This is a genomic window from Citrobacter sp. wls757 (genome assembly GCF_005280935.1).
GTDB classification, from domain to species: domain Bacteria; phylum Pseudomonadota; class Gammaproteobacteria; order Enterobacterales; family Enterobacteriaceae; genus Citrobacter; species Citrobacter portucalensis.
The window spans coordinates 90,276-114,104 of sequence record NZ_SZWU01000072.1; the positions used below are offsets into that span (position 1 = coordinate 90,276).

A 23,829-nucleotide genomic window follows, 5' to 3' on the forward strand; every position below is an offset into this window, starting at 1 on the left:
GCCCATGCGGTAGTTAGGGGACTCTTTGGTGATGGTCACATCGTGAACGTGACTTTCCTGAATACCCGCACCGCTGATGCGTACAAACTCTGCTTTCGTTCGCAGCGCGTCGATAGTACCACAGCCGGTCAGACCCATACAGGAGCGCAGGCCGCCCATCTGCTGGTGAATGATCTCTTTCAGGCGACCTTTATAGGCAACGCGACCTTCGATACCTTCCGGGACCAGTTTGTCAGCAGCGTTATCGCTCTGGAAGTAACGGTCAGAAGACCCTTTGGACATCGCGCCCAGAGAACCCATACCGCGGTAAGATTTGTAAGAACGGCCCTGGTACAGTTCGATTTCGCCCGGGGATTCTTCAGTACCCGCCAGCATGGAGCCAACCATCACTGCGGCAGCACCAGCAGCAATCGCTTTAGCGATGTCGCCGGAGAAACGAATACCGCCGTCGGCGATAACCGGAATACCGGTGCCTTCCAGCGCTTCAACGGCATCAGAAACGGCAGTGATCTGCGGAACACCGACGCCGGTCACGATACGGGTAGTACAGATGGAGCCAGGGCCGATACCCACTTTAACTGCGCTGCAACCAGCTTCAGCAAGCGCGCGAGCACCTGCGCCCGTAGCAACGTTACCGCCGATGATCTGCAGGTCAGGATATTTAGCGCGAGTTTCACGGATACGCTGCAGAACGCCTTCAGAGTGGCCGTGAGAGGAGTCAATCAGCAGAACGTCTACGCCAGCGGCAACCAGCGCGTCTACACGCTCTTCGTTACCTGCGCCAGCACCTACCGCTGCACCAACGCGCAGACGACCATGCTCGTCTTTACAGGCGTTAGGTTTACGTTCTGCTTTCTGGAAATCTTTTACGGTTATCATGCCGAGCAGGTGGAAGCTGTCATCAACAACCAGCGCTTTCTCAACGCGTTTTTCGTGCATTTTGGCAAAAACGACATCGCGCGCTTCGCCTTCACGAACGGTCACCAGACGCTCTTTTGGCGTCATATATACGCTAACCGGCTGGTTCAGGTCAGTCACAAAACGCACGTCACGGCCGGTGATGATGCCGACCAGTTCGTTATCTTCAGTCACTACCGGGTAGCCAGCAAAGCCGTTACGCTCGGTCAGTTCTTTCACTTCGCGCAGAGTAGTGGTTGGCAGTACGGTCTGTGGGTCAGTTACCACGCCAGATTCGTGTTTCTTCACGCGGCGAACTTCTTCAGCCTGGCGCTCGATGGACATGTTTTTGTGGATAAAACCGATGCCGCCTTCCTGGGCCAGGGCAATTGCCAGGCGCGCTTCCGTCACGGTGTCCATTGCTGCGGAGAGCATAGGAATGTTCAGGCGAATGGTTTTCGTCAACTGGGTGCTGAGGTCAGCAGTATTCGGCAGAACGGTAGAATGAGCGGGAACGAGGAGGACGTCGTCAAACGTCAGGGCTTCTTTTGCGATACGTAGCATGGGCAATATCTCACCTGGGAGGTTATTAAATATTGCCGCGGCATTATACAGAGCGTAACCGATTGCATCCACACTTTTTTGCAAAAAAACCTTGCGCTCCTCTGTGAGCATGTTACTTTCGACTGAATAACTTGCTGATTTAGAATTTGATCCCGCTCACATGTTATCCTCTCAGACCACCTCAATTTTTACCGTAAGCCGCCTAAATCAGACGGTTCGTTTGCTGCTTGAGCAGGAAATGGGACAAGTTTGGATCAGCGGTGAAATCTCGAATTTCACTCAACCGTCCTCCGGTCACTGGTATTTCACGCTCAAAGATGACACCGCCCAGGTACGCTGCGCGATGTTTCGCAACAGCAATCGACGGGTAACGTTCCGCCCACAGCACGGTCAGCAGGTCCTGGTACGCGCCAACATTACGTTGTACGAACCGCGTGGCGACTACCAGATAATTGTTGAGAGCATGCAGCCAGCTGGTGAAGGTTTGTTGCAGCAAAAATATGAGCAACTCAAAGCCAAACTGCAGGCTGAAGGGCTATTCGATCAGCAGTTCAAAAAATCACTACCCTCACCGGCTCACTGCGTTGGGGTCATTACCTCGAAAACCGGGGCTGCGCTGCACGACATTCTCCACGTGCTGAAGCGCCGTGACCCATCCCTGCCCGTTATTATCTACCCGACCGCGGTCCAGGGCGACGATGCGCTAGGACAGATCGTTCGCGCCATTGAGCTGGCGAACGCGCGGGGCGAGTGCGATGTGCTTATCGTCGGGCGCGGCGGCGGTTCTCTGGAAGATTTGTGGAGTTTTAACGACGAACGCGTAGCACGGGCAATCTTTGCCAGCCGCATTCCGGTAGTAAGCGCCGTCGGCCACGAAACAGATGTCACTATTGCCGATTTTATTGCAGATTTACGGGCGCCTACGCCATCAGCAGCGGCGGAAATTGTTAGCCGCAATCAACTGGAACTGCTGCGTCAAATTCAGCATGGCCAGCAGCGTCTGGAGATGGCGATGGACTACTACATCGCCAACCGTACTCGTCGCTTTACCCAGCTTCATCACCGTTTGCAACAGCAACATCCGCAACTGCGTCTGGCCCGTCAGCAGACCGTGCTGGAGCGGCTGCGTCAGCGGATGAATTTCGCTCTTGAGAATAAGATTAAGCAGGCCAATCAGCGCCAACAGCGCGTAAGTCAACGCCTGAGCCAGCAAAACCCACAGCCGCGAATTTATCGGGCGCAAACCCGTATTCAGCAACTGGAGTACCGTCTGGCAGAGAATATCCGCGCGCGTTTAAGCGCACAGCGAGAACGCTTCGGTAATGTGGTGACGCACCTTGAAGCGGTGAGTCCTCTCTCGACGCTCGCTCGCGGCTATAGCGTCACTACCGCGACGGACGGCAAAGTGCTGAAGCAGACCAAACAGGTAAAAACCGGTGATGTGCTCACTACCCGCCTGTCAGACGGCTGGGTAGAGAGCGAAGTGAAAGGCGTAACGACGGCAAAGAAAACGCGTAAGAAAAAGCCAGATTAAACCGGCACAAATTCCACACGTTTCTTCGAGATCAGACCATGGCCATTCTGACAGAAGTAATCCACCGCACCGCAGGCTTTTAACACCTGGAGTGGCTGATGGCACTCCGGGCAGCGCGCTTCTAACGGAATATCTTTTTTACAGTTTTCACAGTGTGCCACACCGTTTTGTGGTTCCAGTTCTGCATGACAATCCGGGCAGGTCATCGACATGGTGACTCCTTTAAATGGTGTTCAATTCTGCGCTAATTTTACCATGATACGCTTAGTGTGAACCACGCAACTGTTGCTGTAGGATCAGTAATCGTTCTACCTCATCTAGCCTGCGCTGCGTCGTGCGGCTCACCTCCTGCGGGCTGCGTTCAAACAGACTTTGCGTCCCCAGAATATGTTCCGCCAGACAATGGGCATAAATCGTACCAGGCAGACACCAGCGTTGCACAACATCACCGTCAATCAATTCGAGCACATCGTCGGCACCCCGTCGGTCGTAGCTGATGATACGCCCATCACGCAGATAAAGGCGCAGACCTTTTTGTCCGCCAGCAGGCCCCGCGTATTTATTCAGCCAGATATCCAACGGTACACCGCTAATCAGTCCTTGCAGATGCGCCTCTCCTTCAGCCGTGGTCAGGTCACCCTGGATGATGTTACGTCCCAGACGGTCTTTAGCGCTCTTCACCTGCAGGGTCATGCTGTCATTACCGCCCAGGTAACGCACTGTTTCACGCAGCATGGCCAGTACGTGTGTGCCAATGTCCAGAATCACACCGTCCGGGTGGCGAAGCTCACGCGTATCTGGCTCACCAGTGGCAAAGTTGAGCGCGATCGGCTCTCCTGTAGCGTTATATCCGCTCGGCTCCTGCAAAAAACCGTCGATTTTAACAACGTCTGAAAAGTGAGAGACAAGTGCCTGTTGTGGGTTATCGCCCTGCCACTGCGCACCGAGTTTTCCCAATGCCAGCTGCATTGCGCCATTGCGCGCCATCCAGTGGTCGAGCGCCAGCACACGGTCGGCAGCGTTGGGTTGCTCCAGCAGCGTTTTCAGTTTTTCAATTTGGGAAAGCGTGGCAACAATCGGTTTTTCAACCACGATTCGTGCGATGGGAGCGGCCAGCGCCTGTTCAAGCACATCGAGATGATGCAGAGAAGCGGTGGTGATAAACAGGGTATCAAGCGGTGTTGCAAGAAGTTCAGCGAGCGATGCACAGCGTGTCACACCAGCGGGCTGTTTTGCGGGTTGCACGTCAAATCCCACACAGCACAGGGAATCACCGTAAAGTTTACGCAATGCGGGCAAGTATGCCGTTTCAACGACTGCGCCAAGCCCAACAAACCCTAACAGCATGTTCTCACCTCGTAAATGAATTGGCCGGGACATCACGTCTGCCCCGGCACAATCGAGGTGTTATCAGGCGCTAGTAGCCGGTTTAGTTTGCGTATTCTCCAGCATGCGACGGATCGGCACAATGAGGGCGATCAGTACCGCAGCGCAGATAAGCAACGCAATCGAGCAGCGAGCGAAGAGATCCGGCAGCATATCCAGTTGGTCGGCCTTCACATGACCACCAATCAGACCTGCGGCCAGGTTACCCAGCGCACTGGCGCAGAACCACAGGCCCATCATCTGCCCGCGCATTCTTTCCGGGGCCAGCAGCGTCATGGTCGCCAGACCGATCGGGCTCAGGCACAACTCACCAAGCGTCAGCATCAGGATACTGCCCACCAGCCAGAATGGGGAGACGCCTGCGCCACCGTTACTGAGAACGTTTTGCGCTGCCAGCATCATCAGACCAAAGCCTGCAGCGGCACAGAGAATACCGATAACGAACTTGGTGATGCTGCTCGGGCGAATGTTCATGCTCGCCAGTTTCGGCCACGCCCAGCTGAATACCGGTGCCAGCAGAATGATAAACAGTGCGTTTATCGACTGGAACCAGACCGCCGGGATTTCAAAATCGCCGATCATACGGTTAGTGTAGTCATTAGCGAACAGGTTGAATGAGGTTGGCTTCTGCTCAAATGCAGACCAGAAGAACGCGGCGGAAACCAGCAGGATAAAGCAGACCAGCAGTCTGGCGCGCTCTTTACGGTTCAAACCGGCAAAGATGAACAGGTAGATAAAGTACAAGGCAACGGAGGCGGCAATCACGTATACCAGTATGCTGGCAACCGCGACCGGATTTATCACAATCACGCCCTGCGCAATCAGCGTAACGATAACGGCTACGCCGACGGCCAGCGCCAGCAGCCACGCGCCCACACCGTTACGTTTCACTACCGGGCTGTTCCAGGTTGAGTCCAGACCCACTTCGCTGTCATAACGTTTCATCGATGGAACGGCAAACACGCGGAAGATGATCAACGCCACCAGCATCCCGATACCACCGATGCCAAAGCCCCAGTGCCAACCGTGGGATTTAATCAGCCAGCCGGAGATCAGCGGCGCGATAAACGATCCCATATTGATGCCCATATAGAACAGCGAGAAACCGCCGTCGCGACGCGCATCGCCTTTTTTATACAGCGTGCCAACCATCACTGAGATACAGGTTTTAAACAGACCGGAACCGAGCACGATAAACATCAGGCCGATAAAGAACAGGTTGTTCCCCATAATGGCCGAGAGCGCGATCGACAAGTGACCGAGCGCAATCAAAATGGAACCGTACCACACCGCTTTCTGTTGGCCGAGCCAGTTATCCGCCAGCCAGCCACCAGGCAACGCGGCGAGATACATCGTACCGGCAAAGATACCCACAATCGCCGAGGCATTTTCACGCGCCAGCCCCATGCCGCCGTCATAAACGGTAGCAGCCATAAACAGGATCAGTAACGGGCGAATGCCGTAAAACGAGAAGCGCTCCCACATCTCTGTGAAGAACAGCGAGCCGAGCGGGTAAGGATGACCGAAGAAAGTTCGGCTTTCTTTTTGATTAACAGAGGATTGCATAATTCTCCCGAAAGTTATGTCGTCGTGCGTGTAAACACCGCGATGTACGCCAGCCAGTTACGTATCTGACCGATTTTTTACATGCGGCGAAAAGTTATTTAACCATTTGATAACCTAAGGCTAGTTTTGTCTAGTACCAGCCCCCGGACTTTAAGATGAAAACTCGACAAATGTCTACTTTCTTAGATTTAAACTTGGCAAAAAACGAATAGTGATTGACTTTACACAGGGGGAGATCAGCAATGGGCAGACGAAAAAAAACCCGCGACAAGCGCGGGTTTTTATCTGCATCAGCAACAGTTACTTGCTTTTTTTGATGTGCTTAATCAAACGCTTACGCTTACGCATCTGAGTCGGCGTCAATGTATTACGTTTGTTCGCAAACGGGTTCTCCCCTTCTTTGAACTGAATACGGATCGGCGTCCCCATTACGTCCAAAGACTTGCGGAAATAGTTCATCAGATAGCGCTTGTAGGAATCCGGCAGGTCTTTGACCTGGTTGCCGTGAATCACCACGATTGGCGGGTTATAACCACCGGCATGGGCATATTTCAGCTTCACACGACGACCACGCACCAGAGGCGGCTGATGATCTTCTACTGCCATGGTCATGATGCGCGTCAGCATCGCGGTGCTCACGCGACGTGTAGAGCTATCGTATGCTTCACGGACCGATTCAAACAGGTTACCCACGCCGCTACCGTGCAGAGCTGAGATAAAGTGTACGCGCGCAAAATCAATAAAGCCCAGACGGAAGTCCAGCGTCTCTTTGACCTGCTCTTTTACTTCCTGCGTCAGGCCATCCCACTTGTTCACAACGATAACAAGTGAGCGCCCACTATTGAGGATAAAGCCCAGCAGCGACAGGTCCTGATCGGAAATCCCTTCACGCGCGTCAATCACCAGCATCACAACGTTGGCATCTTCAATTGCCTGCAGCGTTTTGATTACTGAGAATTTTTCTACCGCTTCGGTAATTTTGCCGCGCTTACGCACGCCCGCGGTATCGATGAGCACATATTCGCGTTCATCGCGCTGCATCGGAATATAAATACTGTCACGCGTGGTTCCCGGCATGTCGTAAACCACCACGCGGTCTTCGCCGAGAATACGGTTAGTAAGCGTGGACTTACCTACGTTCGGACGGCCGACGATTGCCAGTTTAATCGGCAAATCCTGCGGGTTGAAATCGTCCTCAGGCTCTTCTTCGCCGTTTTCTTTGGCTTCAAGCTGCGCCCAGTATTCTGCGTCTTCATCCACTTCTTCCTGAGGAGCAACGTCATCCATCCACGGCAGCAGAACATGCTCCAGCAGGCTGAGAACACCACGACCATGGGACGCCGCAATCGGATAAATTTCACCCAGACCCAATGAGTAGAAATCAACAACAGCCTGGTCAGGATCGAGTCCGTCAGTTTTGTTGGCGACCAGGAACGTCGGTTTCTGGCGCGAACGCAGGTGTTTAGCAATAGCTTCATCCGCTGGCATCAGGCCAGCACGCGCATCCACCATGAACAGCACAACGTCTGCTTCTTCGATAGCCAACAGCGACTGTTCCGCCATACGGGTTTCAACACCGTCTTCGGTGCCATCAATACCGCCGGTATCAATACAGATAAACTCACGGCCTTCAATTTCCGCACGACCGTACTTACGGTCACGAGTCAGACCCGGGAAATCCGCAACCAGCGCATCTCGGGTGCGAGTTAGACGGTTAAATAACGTGGATTTGCCAACGTTAGGGCGCCCGACAAGCGCGACCACAGGTACCATGTTTAAAGCCTCATTTAAAAAATCATCAGACAACGGGCACATTTTTTGCCCCGTTGTTAAAAACAGTAAAACGGCCCCTGCACCAGGAGCCGTTTTTCAAAGCGAGCGGCCGGGACGATTAACGCGTAATGGAGTACAGCGTACCGTCTTTCGCCTGGATCAGCAGTTTACCATCAGCAGAGACCGGCTCGGTCAGGAAACCTGAGCTGTCGACTTTCTGCTGGGCAACAAAACGACCATCGTCAACGTTAATCCAGTGCAGGTAGCCTTCGCTATCACCGACGACCAGATTGCCATTATACAATACCGGGGACGTCAGCAGACGGTGCAGCAGATCGCTTTGCGTCCACAGCGTCACGCCGCCATCGGTGGTCAGCGCCAGTACGCGGTCATTCTGGTCAACCAGGTAGATACGGTTACCGTCGACGATGAAATCATTCACCGAGCCCAGTTCGCGTTTCCACATAATCTGACCGCTGCGCAGATCCAGCGCCGTCAGGTTACCATTATAAGCCAGCGCATAAACAACGCCATTGACGATAACCGGCGTGGTATCAACGTCACTCAGACGATCGATTTCCGTTGGACCTGTCGCCTGAGAAATACGTTGCTGCCAAATCATCTGGCCCTGCTGCATCAGCACTGCGCTCACGCGACCGTTATCACCGCCGACAATAGCTGCGCCAAAGGCGGTCGCTGGGGCAGATTCGCCGCGCAGTGACAGAGAAGGCATGTCGAGGTTAACGGTCCATTTGATGGCGCCATCAGCTTCGTTTAATGCCTGCAACTGGCCGTTGCTGGTGTGGATCAAAACTACGCCATCGCTCACAACAGGACGAGACAGCGCTTCACCGGCGACTTTCGTCTGCCATGCGGTGGTACCGTCGCTGGTATTCAACGCATAGACCTGCGCTTTTTCGCTGCCAATGTAAACATGTCCGCCGGACACGGTTACACCGCCAGAAAGCTGTGCAGATGCACGGGAGAACCAGCCGTCTTTCTCACCCAGATTCACAGACCAGACTTCTTTACCGTCGCCTGCGTTCAATGCTTTCACTACACCAGCGCGATCGGCTGCATAGACAACATTATCCGCCAGCGCAGGGTGAAGATTGGAATAGAAATCACCAATACCGTTACCTACGGAGGTGCTCCATTCCGTAGACGGAGTAAACTGGTTTTCAACCACCGGTAATGGGGACATCTTAACGACATCTTCTTCGCCACTAAACAGTGAACAGCCGCTCAATAGGGTAACGGAAAGCAGCCCTGGCAGAAGTAATTTACGCAATTGCATCGGGTCCCTCTCAGATGGACAAATTATTGATTTTCATCTGCATCATTTCGCTCAGAGCAGGAGAGGCATCGCTTTTCACACCCGCTTCCCATGCGCTACGCGCACCTTGTTTGTCGCCTTTGCTCAGCAACGCTTCACCGCGCAGATCGGCAACAATGGCCGTCCACCCTTCACCTTTAATGGTGTCGAGTGTTTTCAGCGCGGTATCAGCCTGTTTAAGCTGAACCTGAACACGAGCCAGACGCAGGTTAATCACCGCTTTGAGATTTTCATCGCTGGTCGCAGCCAAGCCCTGTTGCAGCTGACTTGCGGCTTTCTCAAGTTCATTTTGGTCAACAAACTGCTGCGCAAGTTCCAGTGAAGCTAGCGCGCCGTAGGTATTTTTATTCTCTGCAGCAAATTTCTCAGCGGCAGGAATGCTGTCCGGTTTACCCGCGCTAACCGCAGTCACCGTATTTTGATATGCCAAAGAAGCAGAGCGTGCGGACTCCGTCTGATGGCTGGTCCAGTAACGCCAACCAACCAGCGCGCCAACCCCTAAAATGATCCCAACAGCCAGCGCCTTGCCGTTTTCAGCAAAGAAGCGTTTTACCGCATCAACCTGGTCGTGTTCGTTCTCGTAAATTTCCACGCTGTCCTTCTCCTTAGCCCAGTAAAGTGCGCAAATGCGCGGCAACGCTATCCTGCGCTACTGCCGTTTGCTCACCAGAGCGCAAATCCTTCACTACAACAGTACCGTCAGCCACTTCGGACTCGCCCAGTACCAGTGCAACGCGGGCGCCCCACTTATCGGCACGGGCAAACTGTTTCTTAAAGTTGCCGCCACCGTGGTTTGTCATCAGTTTCACACCAGGAACTTCATCGCGCAGACGTTCTGCAAGCGTCATTGCCGCCGACTGCGTGTCCGCCCCTGAAGCGACCAGGTATATATCGACAACAGGATCTGCGTTAAATTCCGGATTAACTGCCTGAACTAACAAAACAAGTCGTTCCAGCCCCATAGCAAAGCCCACGGCAGGCGTTGCACGACCGCCAAGTTGCTCGACCAGACCGTCGTAACGACCACCGGCACACACGGTGCCCTGAGAGCCCAGGCTGCTGGTGACCCACTCAAATACGGTGCGGTTGTAGTAATCAAGACCACGAACCAGACGCTGATTGACGGTGTAGGCAATGCCTGCGGATTCCAGCAGTTTGCACAAGCCCGCGAAGTGCTCGCGAGAGTCGTCATCAAGATAGTCGCCCAGTGCAGGCGCGTCGTTGAGCAGCGCCTGTACTTCCGGGTTTTTGGAGTCGAGAACGCGCAGCGGATTGGTGTACATACGACGCTTGCAGTCTTCGTCCAGTTTCTCTTTATGCAGTTCCAGGTAGGCGACCAACGCATCACGGTAGTTAGCGCGGGCTTCAAGCGAACCGATTGAGTTCAGCTCAAGGCTAACATGCTGAGAAATACCCAGCGCGCGCCACCAGCGAGCGGTCAGCATAATCAGCTCCGCATCGATGTCCGGGCCTTGCAGGCCAAATACTTCGACACCCATCTGATGGAATTGACGATAGCGTCCTTTCTGCGGACGTTCGTGGCGGAACATCGGCCCGATATACCACAGACGCTGTTCCTGATTGTACAGGAGACCATGTTCGATGCCGGCGCGTACGCAGCCCGCAGTCCCTTCAGGACGCAATGTCAGGCTGTCGCCATTACGGTCCTCAAAGGTATACATCTCTTTTTCAACCACGTCGGTAACTTCACCGATCGCGCGTTTGAATAACGGGGTCTGCTCTACAATCGGCAAGCGGATTTCACTGTAACCGTAGCTACCGAGCACGTTTTTGAGAGTGCCTTCAATGCGCTGCCAGATGGCGGTTTCGCCAGGCAGATAATCGTTCATGCCGCGAATGGCTTGAATGTTTTTTGCCACGTTTATTCTCTTTATGAATATAAAAATGAACCCTCAGCGCTAACCCGAACAATGCGGGCGCCATGCGGGTTCAATCATACACGGGAAGCACGCCGCTTCCCATCACGTTGTTATTTTTCAAGCTGCTGCACGTCGATACGACGCGCTTCGTCCAGAATACTCGCTTTAGCGCGGATGCGGGCTTCAAGCTGCGTAATCATGTCGTCGTTATCGAGTCTGTCCTTACGCACGCCGTCTTCATACAGGCCGCTTTTCTTGTTACCGCCCGTCACGCCCAGCGTAGAAACCAGCGCTTCACCAGGACCGTTTACCACGCAACCGATGATCGAAACGTCCATTGGCGTAATGATATCTTCCAGGCGTTGCTCCAGCGCGTTAACCGTACCAATAACGTCAAACTCCTGACGCGAACAGGTTGGGCAAGCGATGAAGTTGATCCCGCGCGCGCGAATGCGCAGCGATTTCAGGATATCGAAACCCACTTTGATCTCTTCCACCGGATCGGCTGCCAGAGAAACACGCAGCGTATCGCCGATCCCTTCAGATAACAGCAGGCCAAGGCCGATCGCGGACTTCACCGAACCACTACGCAGGCCACCGGCTTCGGTGATCCCCAGATGCAGCGGTTGATCGATCTGTTTCGCCAGCAGGCGATAGGATTCTACGGCGAGGAAAACGTCAGACGCTTTAACACTGACTTTGAATTGATCGAAGTTCAGACGATCGAGGTGATCCACATGGCGCATAGCGGATTCCAGCAGCGCCTGCGGCGTCGGTTCACCGTATTTTTCCTGCAGATCTTTTTCCAGCGATCCGGCGTTGACGCCGATACGGATAGGAATATTTTTATCACGAGCGCAATCCACCACCATGCGAATACGCTCTTCACTGCCGATATTACCTGGGTTAATACGCAGGCAATCAACACCGTATTCCGCTACCTTCAGCGCGATACGATAGTCGAAGTGAATATCGGCAACCAACGGGACGTTAACCTGCTGTTTGATAAGCTTGAACGCTTCTGCGGCATCCATTGTCGGTACAGAGACACGAACAATGTCTGCGCCTACGCGTTCCAGCGCTTTAATCTGATTAACCGTCGCTTCCACATCCGTGGTACGCGTATTAGTCATAGACTGTACGGCGATGGGCGCACCATCGCCGATCGGCACGTTCCCAACGTAAATGCGTGTCGATTTTCTACGTTGAATTGGAGCCTGGTTATGCATTAAAAAATCTCCCGCATTGCCGTCTGTTACTGAGCCGGTGATTGTTCGGCATTAACGGTCAGACGCGCAACCTGGTTAGTTCTGATAAAACGACTCAGATCGACAGGTTTACCCTGGAACTGAATCTGCACTGCCGCCGGGGCGCCAATTTTCAGTTTGTACGGCGCTTGACCGGTCAGGTTTAGATTGCCGTCTTTACGCTGCATCCCGCTGAACAGTTTTTTACCGGTCGCATCGGTTACTTCCAGCCAGCAATCGGCGGTAAAGTTCATCACCAGCGCGTTAGGATCGGCTACAGGTGTAGTCACACCTGCCTGATCGGTCGGCAGAGGAGCCGCTGTAGCTGGCGCTGTTGGCGCTGCGGTTGCGGTATCGACGTTAGCCTGAGAAGGGGCAACAACGGCGTTCTGTTGCGCATCAGCGGCGGGTGCCGGGGTCGCAGCAACGTCTGGCGTTGGCGCTGCGTCCGCTACCGCACCATCGTCAGGAGCCGGAGGGGTATCCTGCCCTGCTGCTGCGCTGGTATCTAACGGTACGTTCTGCGCGCCCTCTTTACCGGCATTCAGCTCAGCAGAGGATTGATCGGCCATGGTGGTGATCTCTTCCTGCTGTGCTTTATGGTTCTGCCACCACCAGGCGCCTGTCAGTCCGACAACGACAAACAGTACCAGCCAGGTAAAGGTCATTAACCAGCCGTCGCGTTTCTTACGACGTTTGCCGAGCGAGAAGCTCTGCATCGGTGCGACTTTAGCTGGTCGAATCGGAGCCTGTTTTTCCAGCCCTGGCAACAGTTCTTCTTCAGGAATATGCACCAGACGCGCATAAGAACGGATATACCCGCGCAGGAATGTTGAAGCAAGATCGGCTGGCGCCTTATCCTCTTCAATATCGCGTACCGTGGAGACCTTCAGGCAAAGTCGCTCCGCGACTGCCTGCTGGCTGAATCCGAGTTGTTCACGGGCATTGCGCAGACGAACGCCGGTGGATAGTGTTTCATTTTTGTCGTGCGTGGCTTCAGTATTCATTCGCTACAGCTGCGTAAATTTGGGTTCTGATGCCGGCGAGCCACAATGCTCACCCACACCGCGAAACATCTGGTCAGTTAACCTTCGTCAGACAGTATAAAACGGTCAGACTATCAATGACAAAACGGCGTAAACCTGAGGGCTAAACACTTGTTACGCCGTTACATACTGCCTTAAAGTCGACAAAAACGCACCGTTATTATTGACCTGACGACGACAACAAAAAACCTCATATGGCTTACGTTGCACTACGGTACAGGAATTATACCGTAGTGCGCCAACATCAAACGGTCTTAATCTCGATAGCGTCGCCCTGCATACGCTTACGCAGAGTACGCTTGGTACGGTCGATAACATCGCCCGCCAGCTGACCGCAGGCTGCATCGATGTCATCACCACGTGTTTTACGCACGATGGTAGTGAAACCATAGCTCATCAACACTTTGGAGAAACGATCGATACGGCTGTTAGAACTACGGCCATACGGCGCGCCCGGGAACGGGTTCCACGGGATCAGGTTGATCTTACACGGCGTATCTTTCAGCAGTTCTGCCAGTTGATGCGCGTGTTCAGTGCCATCATTGATGTGATCTAACATCACATACTCAATGGTTACACGACCCTGGTTAGCGTTGGACTTCTCCAGATAACGACGAACCGCGCCAAGGAATGTTTCGATATTGTACTTTTTGTTGATAGGTACAATTTCGTCACGAATTTCATCGTTCGGCGCATGCAGAGAAATCGCCAGCGCGACGTCAATCATATCACCCAGCTTATCCAGCGCAGGGACAACGCCTGAGGTGGATAGCGTGACGCGACGCTTGGACAGCCCAAAACCGAAGTCATCAAGCATGATTTCCATCGCCGGAACTACGTTGGTCAGGTTGAGCAGCGGCTCACCCATCCCCATCATCACCACGTTGGTAATAGGACGCACGCCCGTAGCCTTTACCGCACCGACGATCTTCGCCGCGCGCCAGACCTGACCAATGATCTCCGATACCCGCAGGTTACGGTTAAAGCCCTGTTGCGCCGTAGAGCAGAATTTACACTCTAATGCGCACCCGACCTGTGAAGAAACACACAGGGTCGCACGATCGTCTTCCGGGATATACACCGTTTCAACGCGCTGATCGCCAACCGCGATAGCCCATTTGATCGTACCGTCAGAAGAACGCTGCTCTTCCACCACTTCCGGGGCGCGAATTTCAGCCACTTCTTTCAGCTTGTTACGCAGCACCTTGTTGATGTCAGTCATGTCATCAAAGTTGTCGCTGCAATAGTGGTACATCCACTTCATGACCTGATCGGCACGAAACGGTTTTTCGCCCATCTCTTTGAAGAATTCGCGCATTTGCTGACGGTTCAGATCCAGCAGGTTAATTTTTCCATTTTTATTTGGAACCGCAGGAATGACGACTTCAGAGGTGTTAACTAATTCAGACATAATTTTTTCCGGCCTCGTTGTTACACGTTGTGGCCCGTGGAGGGTTAAAAAGAAACGCCCCGGCAAGCGATCTGCTCTTCCGGGGCGTTGCATTGTACAAAGTCTGGCGCAGGGATGCCACGTTTGCACGAAGCATTAGCGAAAATAATATGTAAAGGAAGATCGTAGGCCTGATAAGACGCATCAGCGTCACCATCAGGCAAAGCAGAGCCGGATGCGCAAATGCTTATCTGGCCTACCCCACGAGCTTATTAGCGAGTGCGCGGGCAAACCTCACCTTCACCAAAGAAATAGGCGATTTCGCGCGCCGCTGACTCAACGGAGTCGGAACCGTGAGTACCATTCTCGGTGAAGCTGTCAGCATAGTCTGCACGCAGAGTACCGGCCAGCGCATTCGCCGGGTTGGTTGCGCCCAGCAGATCGCGATGACGCTGTACGGCATTTTCGCTTTCCAGAACAGAAACAACGATCGGACCGGAGGTCATGAATTCAACCAGACCGTCAAAGAACGGTTTGCCATCGTGCTCAGCATAGAAGCCACGTGCCTGCTCAACGGTCAGGTGCAGCATTTTAGTGCCGACAATTTTGAACCCTGCTGCTTCAAAGCGCGCAAAGATGCTCCCAATAACGTTTTTTGCCACCGCGTTTGGTTTGATGATGGAAAAAGTACGTTCAATAGCCATGATAACCTCTGTAATGTGTTCTGTTGTTGTCTATATAGATGTACGACCTGGCGCGGATTATAAAGAGCATCCCGGCAATTGACTATTGATGAAGGTAACATTTCTTTAAAATAAGATGAACTTTAGCAACAAACAGTCACCAACTGGTCTACTGCATCGAAAATCTCACCGTCGCTACCTGACCAGCGTCATCCATCACCAGCAGTTGATAATCCCCTTTAGTCGCCAGCCGTAGCGTAAGACGACGTCCACGTTCTTCCAGCCTTTCACCGTTAAGAAACCACCAGCGTTCACCGCTCCCACCACTGGTTTGCACCGGCAATGAGGCTTGAGCAGAACCGGGTAAACGCTTCACAATCGCGCCATCACGAATGCCTGTCAACTGCAATGGCTGCGAAGCGTCTTGCCCCAGCGGCGGACACGTGGCAGAAACTGGCGGTAATCTCGCCCCACGGCGTTCTGATTCCGGTAGCCATGGCTCCAGCGGCAATGGCCAGACGATTAACGTTTGCTCGTGCGCCTGCGGGCAATCCGCCGCCACACGTTTGCCTTCATCATCCAGCCAGACAGGAAAACGAATGCCATTAACCCCTTCCTGCTCGGGCAATAATAACGTTGGCGGCTGACTGCCATCCAGTAACCAGGTTGCCAGACGGCGACGGCAGTTGCTGTCTCCTGGGGCAAGGGATTGCCCGCCCGGCCAGCACACCACGCCGCGACTCACGGAATCAGGACGTGGATCTTCCGGCTGATTGGTCCCGCGAGAGAGCAAAAGATTGTTGACCTGATTGAGCAGCGGCACGGCGCTGGCAAATCCAAACTGGCCCACCACCGGCGTTCCGTCTGGTCTGCCAGTCCAGATACCGATCACATAACGGGCGTTAACGCCAATCGCCCAGGCATCGCGATAGCCATAGCTGGTGCCCGTTTTCCACGCCAGCGGAACCACTCTGCTCAGTGCGTTATCCGGCAGCGGTTGCGCTTCGTCGGCCATAATACGGCGAATAATCCACGCCGCGCCCGCCGACATCAACGGACGTTCAAGCAGTGGGTCACCCGGCTGCAGACGCAGTTTTCCCGCTTTTCCCTTACGGGCAAAGGCGCTGTACGCTGCGGCCATATCTTCCAGCCTTGCCCCCGCGCCACCTAAAATCAGCGACAGATTCGGCGCAGCCCCTGCAGGCAGATACAGCGGTAAGCCGACGTTACGTAACGATGCGGCAAAGCGCTTCGGACCATAGGCTTCGAGCACCTGCACGGCGGGTAAATTCAACGACCTTACCAGCGCTTCGCTCATACTCACCGGGCCATGAAAACCGCTGTCAAAATTCCCCGGTCGATAATCTCCGGTTCGCCGCGGGACATCCTGCAACAACGAAGCGGGATGAATGAGTCCGTCATCCAACGCCAGACCGTAAACAAACGGCTTCAATACCGAGCCAGGCGAACGGATCGCATTCACCATATCCACATGACCAAAGCGGGAGTCGTCATTCATATCTACCGACCCCACCCAACCACGCACGCTCATATCGGTGTGATCGACCACAATCATTGCCAGCGAACTGCGTGCAGGTAAGCGCCCCTTCCAGTTCTGCGCCAGCTCTTCCAGTTGACGTTGCAATCCGGCATCAAGGGTAGTCACGATTTTATCGCTCCGGCTTTTTCCCAGCATCATGCGCGAGAATAACGGCGCTAACTGCGGCATTTGCCGGGGTGACAGCCAGACAGGCTCTTCACGCGACTCCTGTACCTGTCTGGCAGGCCAAATACCCTGGCTCGCCATACGTTCGAGTACTTTATTACGCGCCGCTTCAGCACGGTCCGGCCAGCGATCCGGACGCAGGCGACTCGGTGCCTGTGGCAAAACAGCCAGTAGCGCGGCATCGGAGTAACTCAAATGCGCGGGTGATTTACCAAGATAGGCCCAGCTTGCCGCCCCGACGCCCTGCAGCGTACCGCCAAACGGCGCACGGTTGAGATACAGTGTCAGGATGTCGCGTTTGGAGAGATGCCATTCCAGCTGCAATGCGCGCCAGAGCTGGCGAAACTTGCCGCCGAAGGTTCGCGGATGGGGATCGAGTAATCGTGCGACCTGCATGGTGAGCGTACTGCCGCCCGAAACCACACGCCCAGAGGAGAGGTCCTGCCATGCTGCGCGCAGTACTGAAAACGGATTGACGCCGGGATGCTTCCAGAACCAGCGGTCTTCATAGTTAATTAACGCCTCAAGGTAGCGGGGCGACACCTCATCAATCGTTACCGGATACCGCCAGATACCTTCGGCATCGGCAAAGCGCCAGAGTGGCGTACCATCATGTGCCACCACGACCCGTGCCGGATCGACTTCGTGCAAGGGCAGCGGCCAGATTTTATCTGCCGCCCAAACTGCCGCCACAATCAATAGCGCAACGGCTGCCAGCCAGAGCCAGCAGCCGCGTTTACCCAACCCGCGCATCATTTACGGTCTGACAATCAAAAGTCCCTCTGTCGCACCGGTCGCGCGCCACTGCGGAACATACATTGATTCCACCTGTGGGACGGGAACCTGGTAGGTCCCCGGCGTTACCGCTCGCGCCAGATAGACCAGCGTAACCGGTTGTCCTTCATTGACCGCCACCGCAGCGACAAAGCGATCGTCACGGAACTCAACGTGCTGGATATCTGCCTGCTGCATCTGATTAAGCAGATTCGCCACTTCGCTACCGCTATCCTGCAGGCTGGCACTGCCGTTGGCCAGATTCTGGTTTTCCAATTCCAGTCCTGCTGGCAGTAAGTCAACCACCAGCGCATCCGGCACGTTCTGGCTGGCTTTCACCTCCAGCCAGACCAGCACCAGCTCGCCGCTGCGCAGCGAATCCAGTGATTTACTGTTTCCGTCGAGCCCCAGGATTTGACGCTCAATATGCAGAACGTTGCTGGCAGGCGTCGGTGAGGTTTGCGGATAACCGCTCACATCCAGACGCAGCCACAGCGGTTGATTACCGGTATTGGTGACGCTCAGCGTAGACAGCGCATCGGCATCCAGATTACGCGTCTGTGATTTCTCCCCGGCTAACGGTTGCTCCGAGAGTGACGTTTGCGCCTGCCATGTGCCTGGCAAGTCCTGTAACGTACGGGCGGCAAGGAACAACGCATTATTTTCCTGAGTCGAGAGCCAGCGCAGCCCAAAGGCCTGTTCTGACAACGTGTTCAGCAGCGTATTCTGCACGTCAGGTTTGAGCTTGTTCTCTTCGAGCAAGGCCAGCATTAGCGCGTTGTCGCGTAACGCACTGCCGTAATCCGCCATCCACTGTTGCGTATCGCGGCGCGGCGTATTCAGCGCCAGCGTCAACGCCTGTTCACTGCGGTTAGCATCGCCCATATTTTTCAGCGCGATTCCCAGTTGTAACAGCGGTAAACCAGAGGCCGCTTGCGCACGACGCTCCCAGATCTCACGCAATGCGCCGAGCGGGGCTTTTTGCTGACGCGCCAGAACCAACGCGGCGTAGGCTTGTACGGCAAACCGGCTTGCTGAAGAGTCGTCGGTATAGCGAATCGACAACATTCCTGGATCCTGCAAATAGCGCAGCAGCCGTTCGTTGCCACGGTTAATGACCTCTACCGGGACGCTGTAGCCCTGTTCATTTGCCCGAACGAGGAAATCCATGACATACGCGGTCAGCCAGTACTCTTCCGACCCGTTTTTATCCCACAGCGCGAAACCGCCGTTATCACGCTGCATCTGCACTAAACGAGAAATCCCAATATCGACTGCCGCGCGGCGTTTTTCATCGCTGTCACCCACAATACCTAACGCCTTCAATTGCGCAGCGTTAGTGTATAAGGATGGGAACAACCCGCTCGCAGTTTGCTCCAGGCAGCCGTAAGGGTAAGCCTTCAGTTCGCGGATATAACGCGCCAGATTTAGCGGCGGCTTACCGCTGAACAGCAGTTGTCCCTGCATCGTTGCAGGGGAGAAATTGGTCAGTTCTTCGCCCGGAAGCTGCCAGGTTGCGCCCGGCTGAAGTGCGACACCGTTATTAACGGTTTGCGCCGGGAACGCCGGACGCACGCCAATCTTCCACTGTTTATGCTGAACTGGCAGCGTTTCACCCGGTAAAGTCAGACCGCTAATTTCTGCCTGAATTTCGCCATCGCCAAACCCCTCCCGCGAACGCACCGGAATAAACAACGTAGTCCGTACGCCTGGTGCCAGATTCAATGGAGCAGGATCTTGTCCCATCAGTTCCAGTAAACCGCTGGCCGCGAGCTTAATATTCAGTGTTTGCGGTTTGTCAGTCAGGTTAGTAACGTCCAGCGTCAGTCGCGAGGTATCGCCTCCCGCCAGAAAACGCGGCATATTCAGTTCAGCAATTACCGGCGCGGCAACAATCACCTTGCTTTCACTGCTGCCAAAGTCATCCGCCGTCCAGGCCTGTGCCATTATCCGTAGCTCGCCGTTGAAATCACCAATCGGTAGCGTCACCGTACCTTCGCCCTGCTCGTTGAGCGTGACCGGCAGCGCCTGTTGCGCCACGATATTGACGTGATTGACCGGTGGCTTACCGCCGCGTTTTAATTCATCGCCATCACCACCAAAACGCAGCGCCGCCAGCCGCCCTTGCCCTTCGATCACCTGGCCGTAAATATCATAAATATCCGCGCCATAGCGTTTTTGTCCGAAAAATGCCTGCCACGGATCTGGCGTGGCGTAATCGGTAATGTTCAACACCCCGCTATCAACGGCAGAGACCAGCACGTTGACCTGTTTTGGTACGCCGCCATTTTTGACGCTGGCTTTAATCTTGACGGTCAACGACTGGTTTGGACGTATTTTCGCTGGGTTTTCCAGCGCCAGCGCCAGACGACGGTTTTCATCACCTAACGGCAAATGCAGTAAACCAACCGCCCGTTTTGGCGTGGCCGAACGGGACTTGTCGCCAGGACGAACCACCAGCGCACTGAGATACAAATCGTGGCGATTCCAGGTTTTATCAATCGGGATGGAGATATCGAGACCATCCGCCGGTACGTCTATTTCTTGCCACCACAGCGGGCCTTCGCTGGATTCCACCATCGCATAACCTTTGCCAGCAGCGGGAGCGGCAACGTGCAGCTTCATGGTATCGCCAGGACGGTAGCTGGGTTTGTCCAGTTTCAGAGTCACGCGATCGGGACGCACGGCCCCACTGCCGTCGCTGTTATCCTGCCAGCTATAACCTGCCCAGAAGCGTACGCTGCTCACCGCATCATTCGGGGCTTTCACTTCCAGACGATAGGCACCCCACTCAACCGGGAAGCTGACTTTACCGGTTTCATCGGCCTTAAGATCCAGAGTCTGCTCACCTTCAACCAGATCCTTTTGATCGAACTGTGATTGCCAGCCCTCGCCTTCAGACCAGTTCCAGTAATAATCCCGGCGCTCGCGGATCAAACGCACCTGCAAACCGGACACCGCTTTTTTCTCGCCCTGCGCATCGGCATAAACAATGTCGAAAGCGGCGTTGCTGTTTTCATCAACGATAGGCTGATTCACGGTGGTATCAGTGCGGTAGTCATAGACGGCTTTTGCCGCAAACTGCGGACGAATACCCGGCAGCGTGTCCGCAGGCCAGATGGCTTGTTCAGCCCGACGCGTCACCGGGCGGCCACCTGACTCCAGCAGGCTGGCTTGCAGGATCACCTGTAACGGGGAATGCGTCTCCTGCCATTGGCTGTTGGTGGTCACTTCGCCGCGACCGTGTTCATCCAGCGTAAGCTGAACTTCATCGAGGCTGCGGGACAGGTTTTCTTCGGCAATATTACCAAACTGGAACCCCGGCAATGCCTGCACCGCTTCGCGCAGCGGGCGCAGGAAAAGCTGCCCTTGCAGAACATTGCCATTAGCGGGCGCGCCGTACAGGTAGTAGCCCACTACCGAGAACTTCACTTCATCAGCCGGAGCCACGGGAATCTTATTAGCGGAGAGATTGAGCGCCATCCGCTCAGGCATAAAATCTTCGACGTGGAAATCCCACATCCGTGACTGGTTGTCGCCCGTATTAGCACGAATATGCCACATACCGGTTGGTGCGTTGGTGTCCAGCGGCCAGCTAAAGCGGTACAGACCGTTCTCCGGCTGGCTAACCACCGAACGTAACACTTGCCCGTCGGGCTTCACGACCTCCAGCTTCACCGGCTGGTCGGGCAACGTTTTGCCGTCGCTGTCACGCAGTAATCCGTTGAGGATCACCGTTTCGCCAGGACGATAGAGGTCACGGGGACCAAACATAAAGAACTGTTTGCTGTATCCCGGTGCACCGGCAATATCAAATTCAGCCAGATCCAACGCCGGGAGTTTCAAATCCAGCAGCGTGGTTTGCCCGTCTTTGCGGGCCAGCAATAAAGCCGCGTCTTTATCAGTCTCCAGTTTGACATGACCCTGCGCGTCGCTGGTAGCCTGCGCCAACGTCTGTCCTTTTTCGTTGAGTAAGGTGACCTCTATACCCTGCTGCGCAGCGCCGTTTTCCAGACTCTGCGTAAAGACATCAAGTTGATTATGGTAACGGTGCGCAGACACACCAATATCGCTGAGCGTGAACAGCGTAGCGGCATTACTGTAGTTGTATTGTCCAGCCTGATTCATCACCGCGATGTAAACACCTGCTTGCTGCAACGGCTTGATATCGCTCAGCGGCAGCAGCAGCTTCTCACGGGTGTTACGCGCAGGATTGAGGTCAAAGCGTCCGGTATACACCAGTTCCGCCATTTTCAATAGATTGTCAGATTCCCAGTTCGTCAACGAATTGCGGTATTCCCACTGGCTGACAAATGCGCCGAGCGATTCAGGCTTCACACGAAAGAAGTTCACATCCACGCTGTTAACGTTGAGGGCCATTACCGGCAGGCCTTCAATTACTTTTCCCGGCAACAGCGAGCCGCGACTGGCAAACCCAACGCTTGGCTGTACATCGCGGGTGGTAATGTTTTTTTCATAATCAATAGCGAACGTCGCTTTATTCAGCGCCAGCAAATCACGCTCAATGGTCACCACCAGTTCCCGGTTAGGTTCCAGATGGCGTAAGCGCAGCTCTTTCAGATTTGGCGCCAGCTCCCAGGCACCATCCACTTTGCCGCTTTTTTTATCAACAACGTGCACGACGCGGGAAAAATCTTGTTCTGGATCGAGGGGAATGGAGAAGGTCAAAACGAGTGTTGCCGCACCGTCGAGCTGGACCTCTGAGGCATCCAGCAGCGTCAGCGACTTGCCCTGGCTTTGTTGCACCAGCTTTTGTAATTGGGCCTTGTCTTTTACTGGCGCAGTCTGGGGAGCTGGCGAGTCAGGTTTCGCAGCCGTCGGTGATTTTTCGTTATTATTATCGCACCCGACCAGTGCCAGCATCAGCATGCAGGCCGCTACGCGTAAATGTTTCATTTTTCATCCCTGGCCGTAGTGGCCCGTTAGCTACGTAGAACAACTATTATGCGTCAGATTTCCGGCTGTGGAAGTCAGTAACTGAACAACGTTGTCTTAATTTAAGTGATTAATGTGGATTCACCTGACAAATCAGCCTGTTTTACTTGTCGCTTTACGGTAAACATCCGACAATTTGCCAAAACCTGGTAAAAATGGAGATGCCTATGACCACCGCCTTCTTTGTCGCTGCCGACTGGCTTGCCGAACACATTGACGACCCGGAAATACAAATTCTTGATGCCCGGATGGCACCTCCAGGACAGGAAGATCGCGATGTTGGCGAGGAGTATCGTGCGGGCCATATTCCTGGCGCAGTATTTTTTGATATTGAAGCGCTTTCCGATCATACCTCACCGCTACCGCATATGATGCCACGCCCCGAAGCCTTTGCCGTTGCGATGCGCGAGCTAGGCGTTGATCAGGATAAGCATCTGGTTATCTACGATGACGGTAATCTGTTTTCCGCGCCACGCGCATGGTGGATGCTGCGGACATTTGGCGTCGAAAATGTCTCCATTCTGGCGGGCGGTCTGGCAGGCTGGAAGCGCGATGAGCTAATGCTCAAGGAAGGCGATGAGGATTTACCTGAAGGTGAATTTAACGTGGCCTTTACGCCTGACGCAGTTGTGCGCGTTACCGATGTACTGCTGGCCAGTCATGAAAAAACGGCGCAGATCGTCGATGCCCGTCCGGCTGCGCGTTTTAATGGCGAAGTTGACGAGCCGCGTCCTGGTCTGAAACGTGGTCATGTGCCGGGTGCGCTTAACGTACCGTGGACAGAACTGGTTCGTGACGGCGAACTGAAAACCACCGATGAGCTGGATGCTATTTTCTTCAGCCACGGCGTGAGCTTTGACCGCCCTATTATCGCCAGCTGCGGCTCCGGCGTAACGGCTGCCGTCGTCGTGCTGGCACTTGCCACGCTGGGCGTTTCTGACGTCGCATTGTATGACGGCGCATGGAGCGAATGGGGAGCGCGCAACGATTTACCGGTAGAACCGCAATTATAAAGCTGGAAAAGCCGGATAGCGCTTCGCTTATCCGGCCTTGTATTATCCTCTCTGTGCA

Annotated in this window: 16 protein-coding genes; 2 read left to right on the forward strand and 14 right to left on the reverse strand. The window is 54.4% G+C overall.

Annotated features, from left to right (window positions below; all coding sequences use genetic code 11):
• A partial coding sequence (gene guaB / locus FDW94_RS20095) for an IMP dehydrogenase (RefSeq protein WP_137378152.1) occupies window positions 1–1,461 on the reverse strand: 1,461 nt, incomplete at its 3' end.
• A 160-nt stretch (window positions 1,462–1,621) separates the two neighbouring features.
• On the opposite strand from guaB, the gene xseA reads away from it, so the two are divergent.
• Window positions 1,622–2,995 carry an exodeoxyribonuclease VII large subunit gene (gene xseA, locus FDW94_RS20100; protein WP_137378145.1) on the forward strand — a complete coding sequence of 458 codons (1,374 nt, stop codon included), beginning with the start codon at window positions 1,622–1,624 and terminating at the stop codon, window positions 2,993–2,995.
• Here the strand turns inward: xseA and FDW94_RS20105 are convergent.
• From FDW94_RS20105 to FDW94_RS20165, 13 genes are all read right to left on the reverse strand, one after another.
• On the reverse strand, window positions 2,992–3,207 hold the full coding sequence (locus FDW94_RS20105; RefSeq protein ID WP_003835160.1) for a zinc ribbon domain-containing protein: 216 nt from the start codon (window positions 3,205–3,207) through the stop codon (window positions 2,992–2,994). The two genes, xseA and FDW94_RS20105, sit on opposite strands and share 4 nt — an antisense overlap.
• A gap of 52 nt (window positions 3,208–3,259) precedes the next feature.
• Complete coding sequence (locus FDW94_RS20110) at window positions 3,260–4,342, reverse strand: Gfo/Idh/MocA family oxidoreductase (RefSeq protein ID WP_137378153.1); 1,083 nt, start codon at window positions 4,340–4,342, stop codon at window positions 3,260–3,262.
• Between the two features lie 63 nt (window positions 4,343–4,405).
• Window positions 4,406–5,947 (reverse strand): peptide MFS transporter, encoded by a 1,542-nt coding sequence (locus FDW94_RS20115; protein WP_137378146.1) that lies wholly within the window; start codon window positions 5,945–5,947, stop codon window positions 4,406–4,408.
• Window positions 5,948–6,247: 300 nt separating this feature from the next.
• On the reverse strand, window positions 6,248–7,720 hold the full coding sequence (gene der / locus FDW94_RS20120) for a ribosome biogenesis GTPase Der (protein WP_003835168.1): 1,473 nt from the start codon (window positions 7,718–7,720) through the stop codon (window positions 6,248–6,250).
• Between the two features lie 118 nt (window positions 7,721–7,838).
• Window positions 7,839–9,017: an outer membrane protein assembly factor BamB gene (gene bamB, locus FDW94_RS20125; protein WP_008785453.1), complete on the reverse strand. Its 1,179-nt coding sequence runs from the start codon at window positions 9,015–9,017 to the stop codon at window positions 7,839–7,841.
• Window positions 9,018–9,027: 10 nt separating this feature from the next.
• Entirely contained in the window at window positions 9,028–9,648 is a 621-nt protein-coding gene (locus tag FDW94_RS20130) for a YfgM family protein (RefSeq protein ID WP_003835172.1), read from the reverse strand.
• 13 nt (window positions 9,649–9,661) lie between these two features.
• The gene (hisS, locus tag FDW94_RS20135) at window positions 9,662–10,936 is read right to left on the reverse strand and encodes a histidine--tRNA ligase (protein ID WP_137378147.1); all 1,275 of its coding nucleotides are present in this window, start codon (window positions 10,934–10,936) and stop codon (window positions 9,662–9,664) included.
• 110 nt (window positions 10,937–11,046) lie between these two features.
• Complete coding sequence (gene ispG / locus FDW94_RS20140) at window positions 11,047–12,165, reverse strand: flavodoxin-dependent (E)-4-hydroxy-3-methylbut-2-enyl-diphosphate synthase (RefSeq protein ID WP_003037720.1); 1,119 nt, start codon at window positions 12,163–12,165, stop codon at window positions 11,047–11,049.
• Between the two features lie 26 nt (window positions 12,166–12,191).
• Window positions 12,192–13,190 carry a cytoskeleton protein RodZ gene (gene rodZ / locus FDW94_RS20145; protein WP_008785454.1) on the reverse strand — a complete coding sequence of 333 codons (999 nt, stop codon included), beginning with the start codon at window positions 13,188–13,190 and terminating at the stop codon, window positions 12,192–12,194.
• A 283-nt stretch (window positions 13,191–13,473) separates the two neighbouring features.
• On the reverse strand, window positions 13,474–14,640 hold the full coding sequence (locus tag FDW94_RS20150; RefSeq protein WP_008785455.1) for a bifunctional tRNA (adenosine(37)-C2)-methyltransferase TrmG/ribosomal RNA large subunit methyltransferase RlmN: 1,167 nt from the start codon (window positions 14,638–14,640) through the stop codon (window positions 13,474–13,476).
• A 251-nt stretch (window positions 14,641–14,891) separates the two neighbouring features.
• Window positions 14,892–15,323, reverse strand: coding sequence for a nucleoside-diphosphate kinase (gene ndk / locus FDW94_RS20155; protein WP_003037710.1), 432 nt, complete (start codon window positions 15,321–15,323; stop codon window positions 14,892–14,894).
• Between the two features lie 148 nt (window positions 15,324–15,471).
• Window positions 15,472–17,784, reverse strand: coding sequence for a peptidoglycan glycosyltransferase PbpC (gene pbpC / locus FDW94_RS20160; RefSeq protein ID WP_137378148.1), 2,313 nt, complete (start codon window positions 17,782–17,784; stop codon window positions 15,472–15,474).
• Entirely contained in the window at window positions 17,785–22,719 is a 4,935-nt protein-coding gene (locus tag FDW94_RS20165; protein WP_137378149.1) for an alpha-2-macroglobulin, read from the reverse strand. It abuts the gene before it with no gap.
• 206 nt (window positions 22,720–22,925) lie between these two features.
• Here FDW94_RS20165 and sseA point away from each other — a divergent pair, with 206 nt between their 5' ends.
• The gene (gene sseA / locus FDW94_RS20170; RefSeq protein WP_048225027.1) at window positions 22,926–23,771 is read left to right on the forward strand and encodes a 3-mercaptopyruvate sulfurtransferase; all 846 of its coding nucleotides are present in this window, start codon (window positions 22,926–22,928) and stop codon (window positions 23,769–23,771) included.
• The last annotated feature ends 58 nt before the right edge of the window (window positions 23,772–23,829 follow it).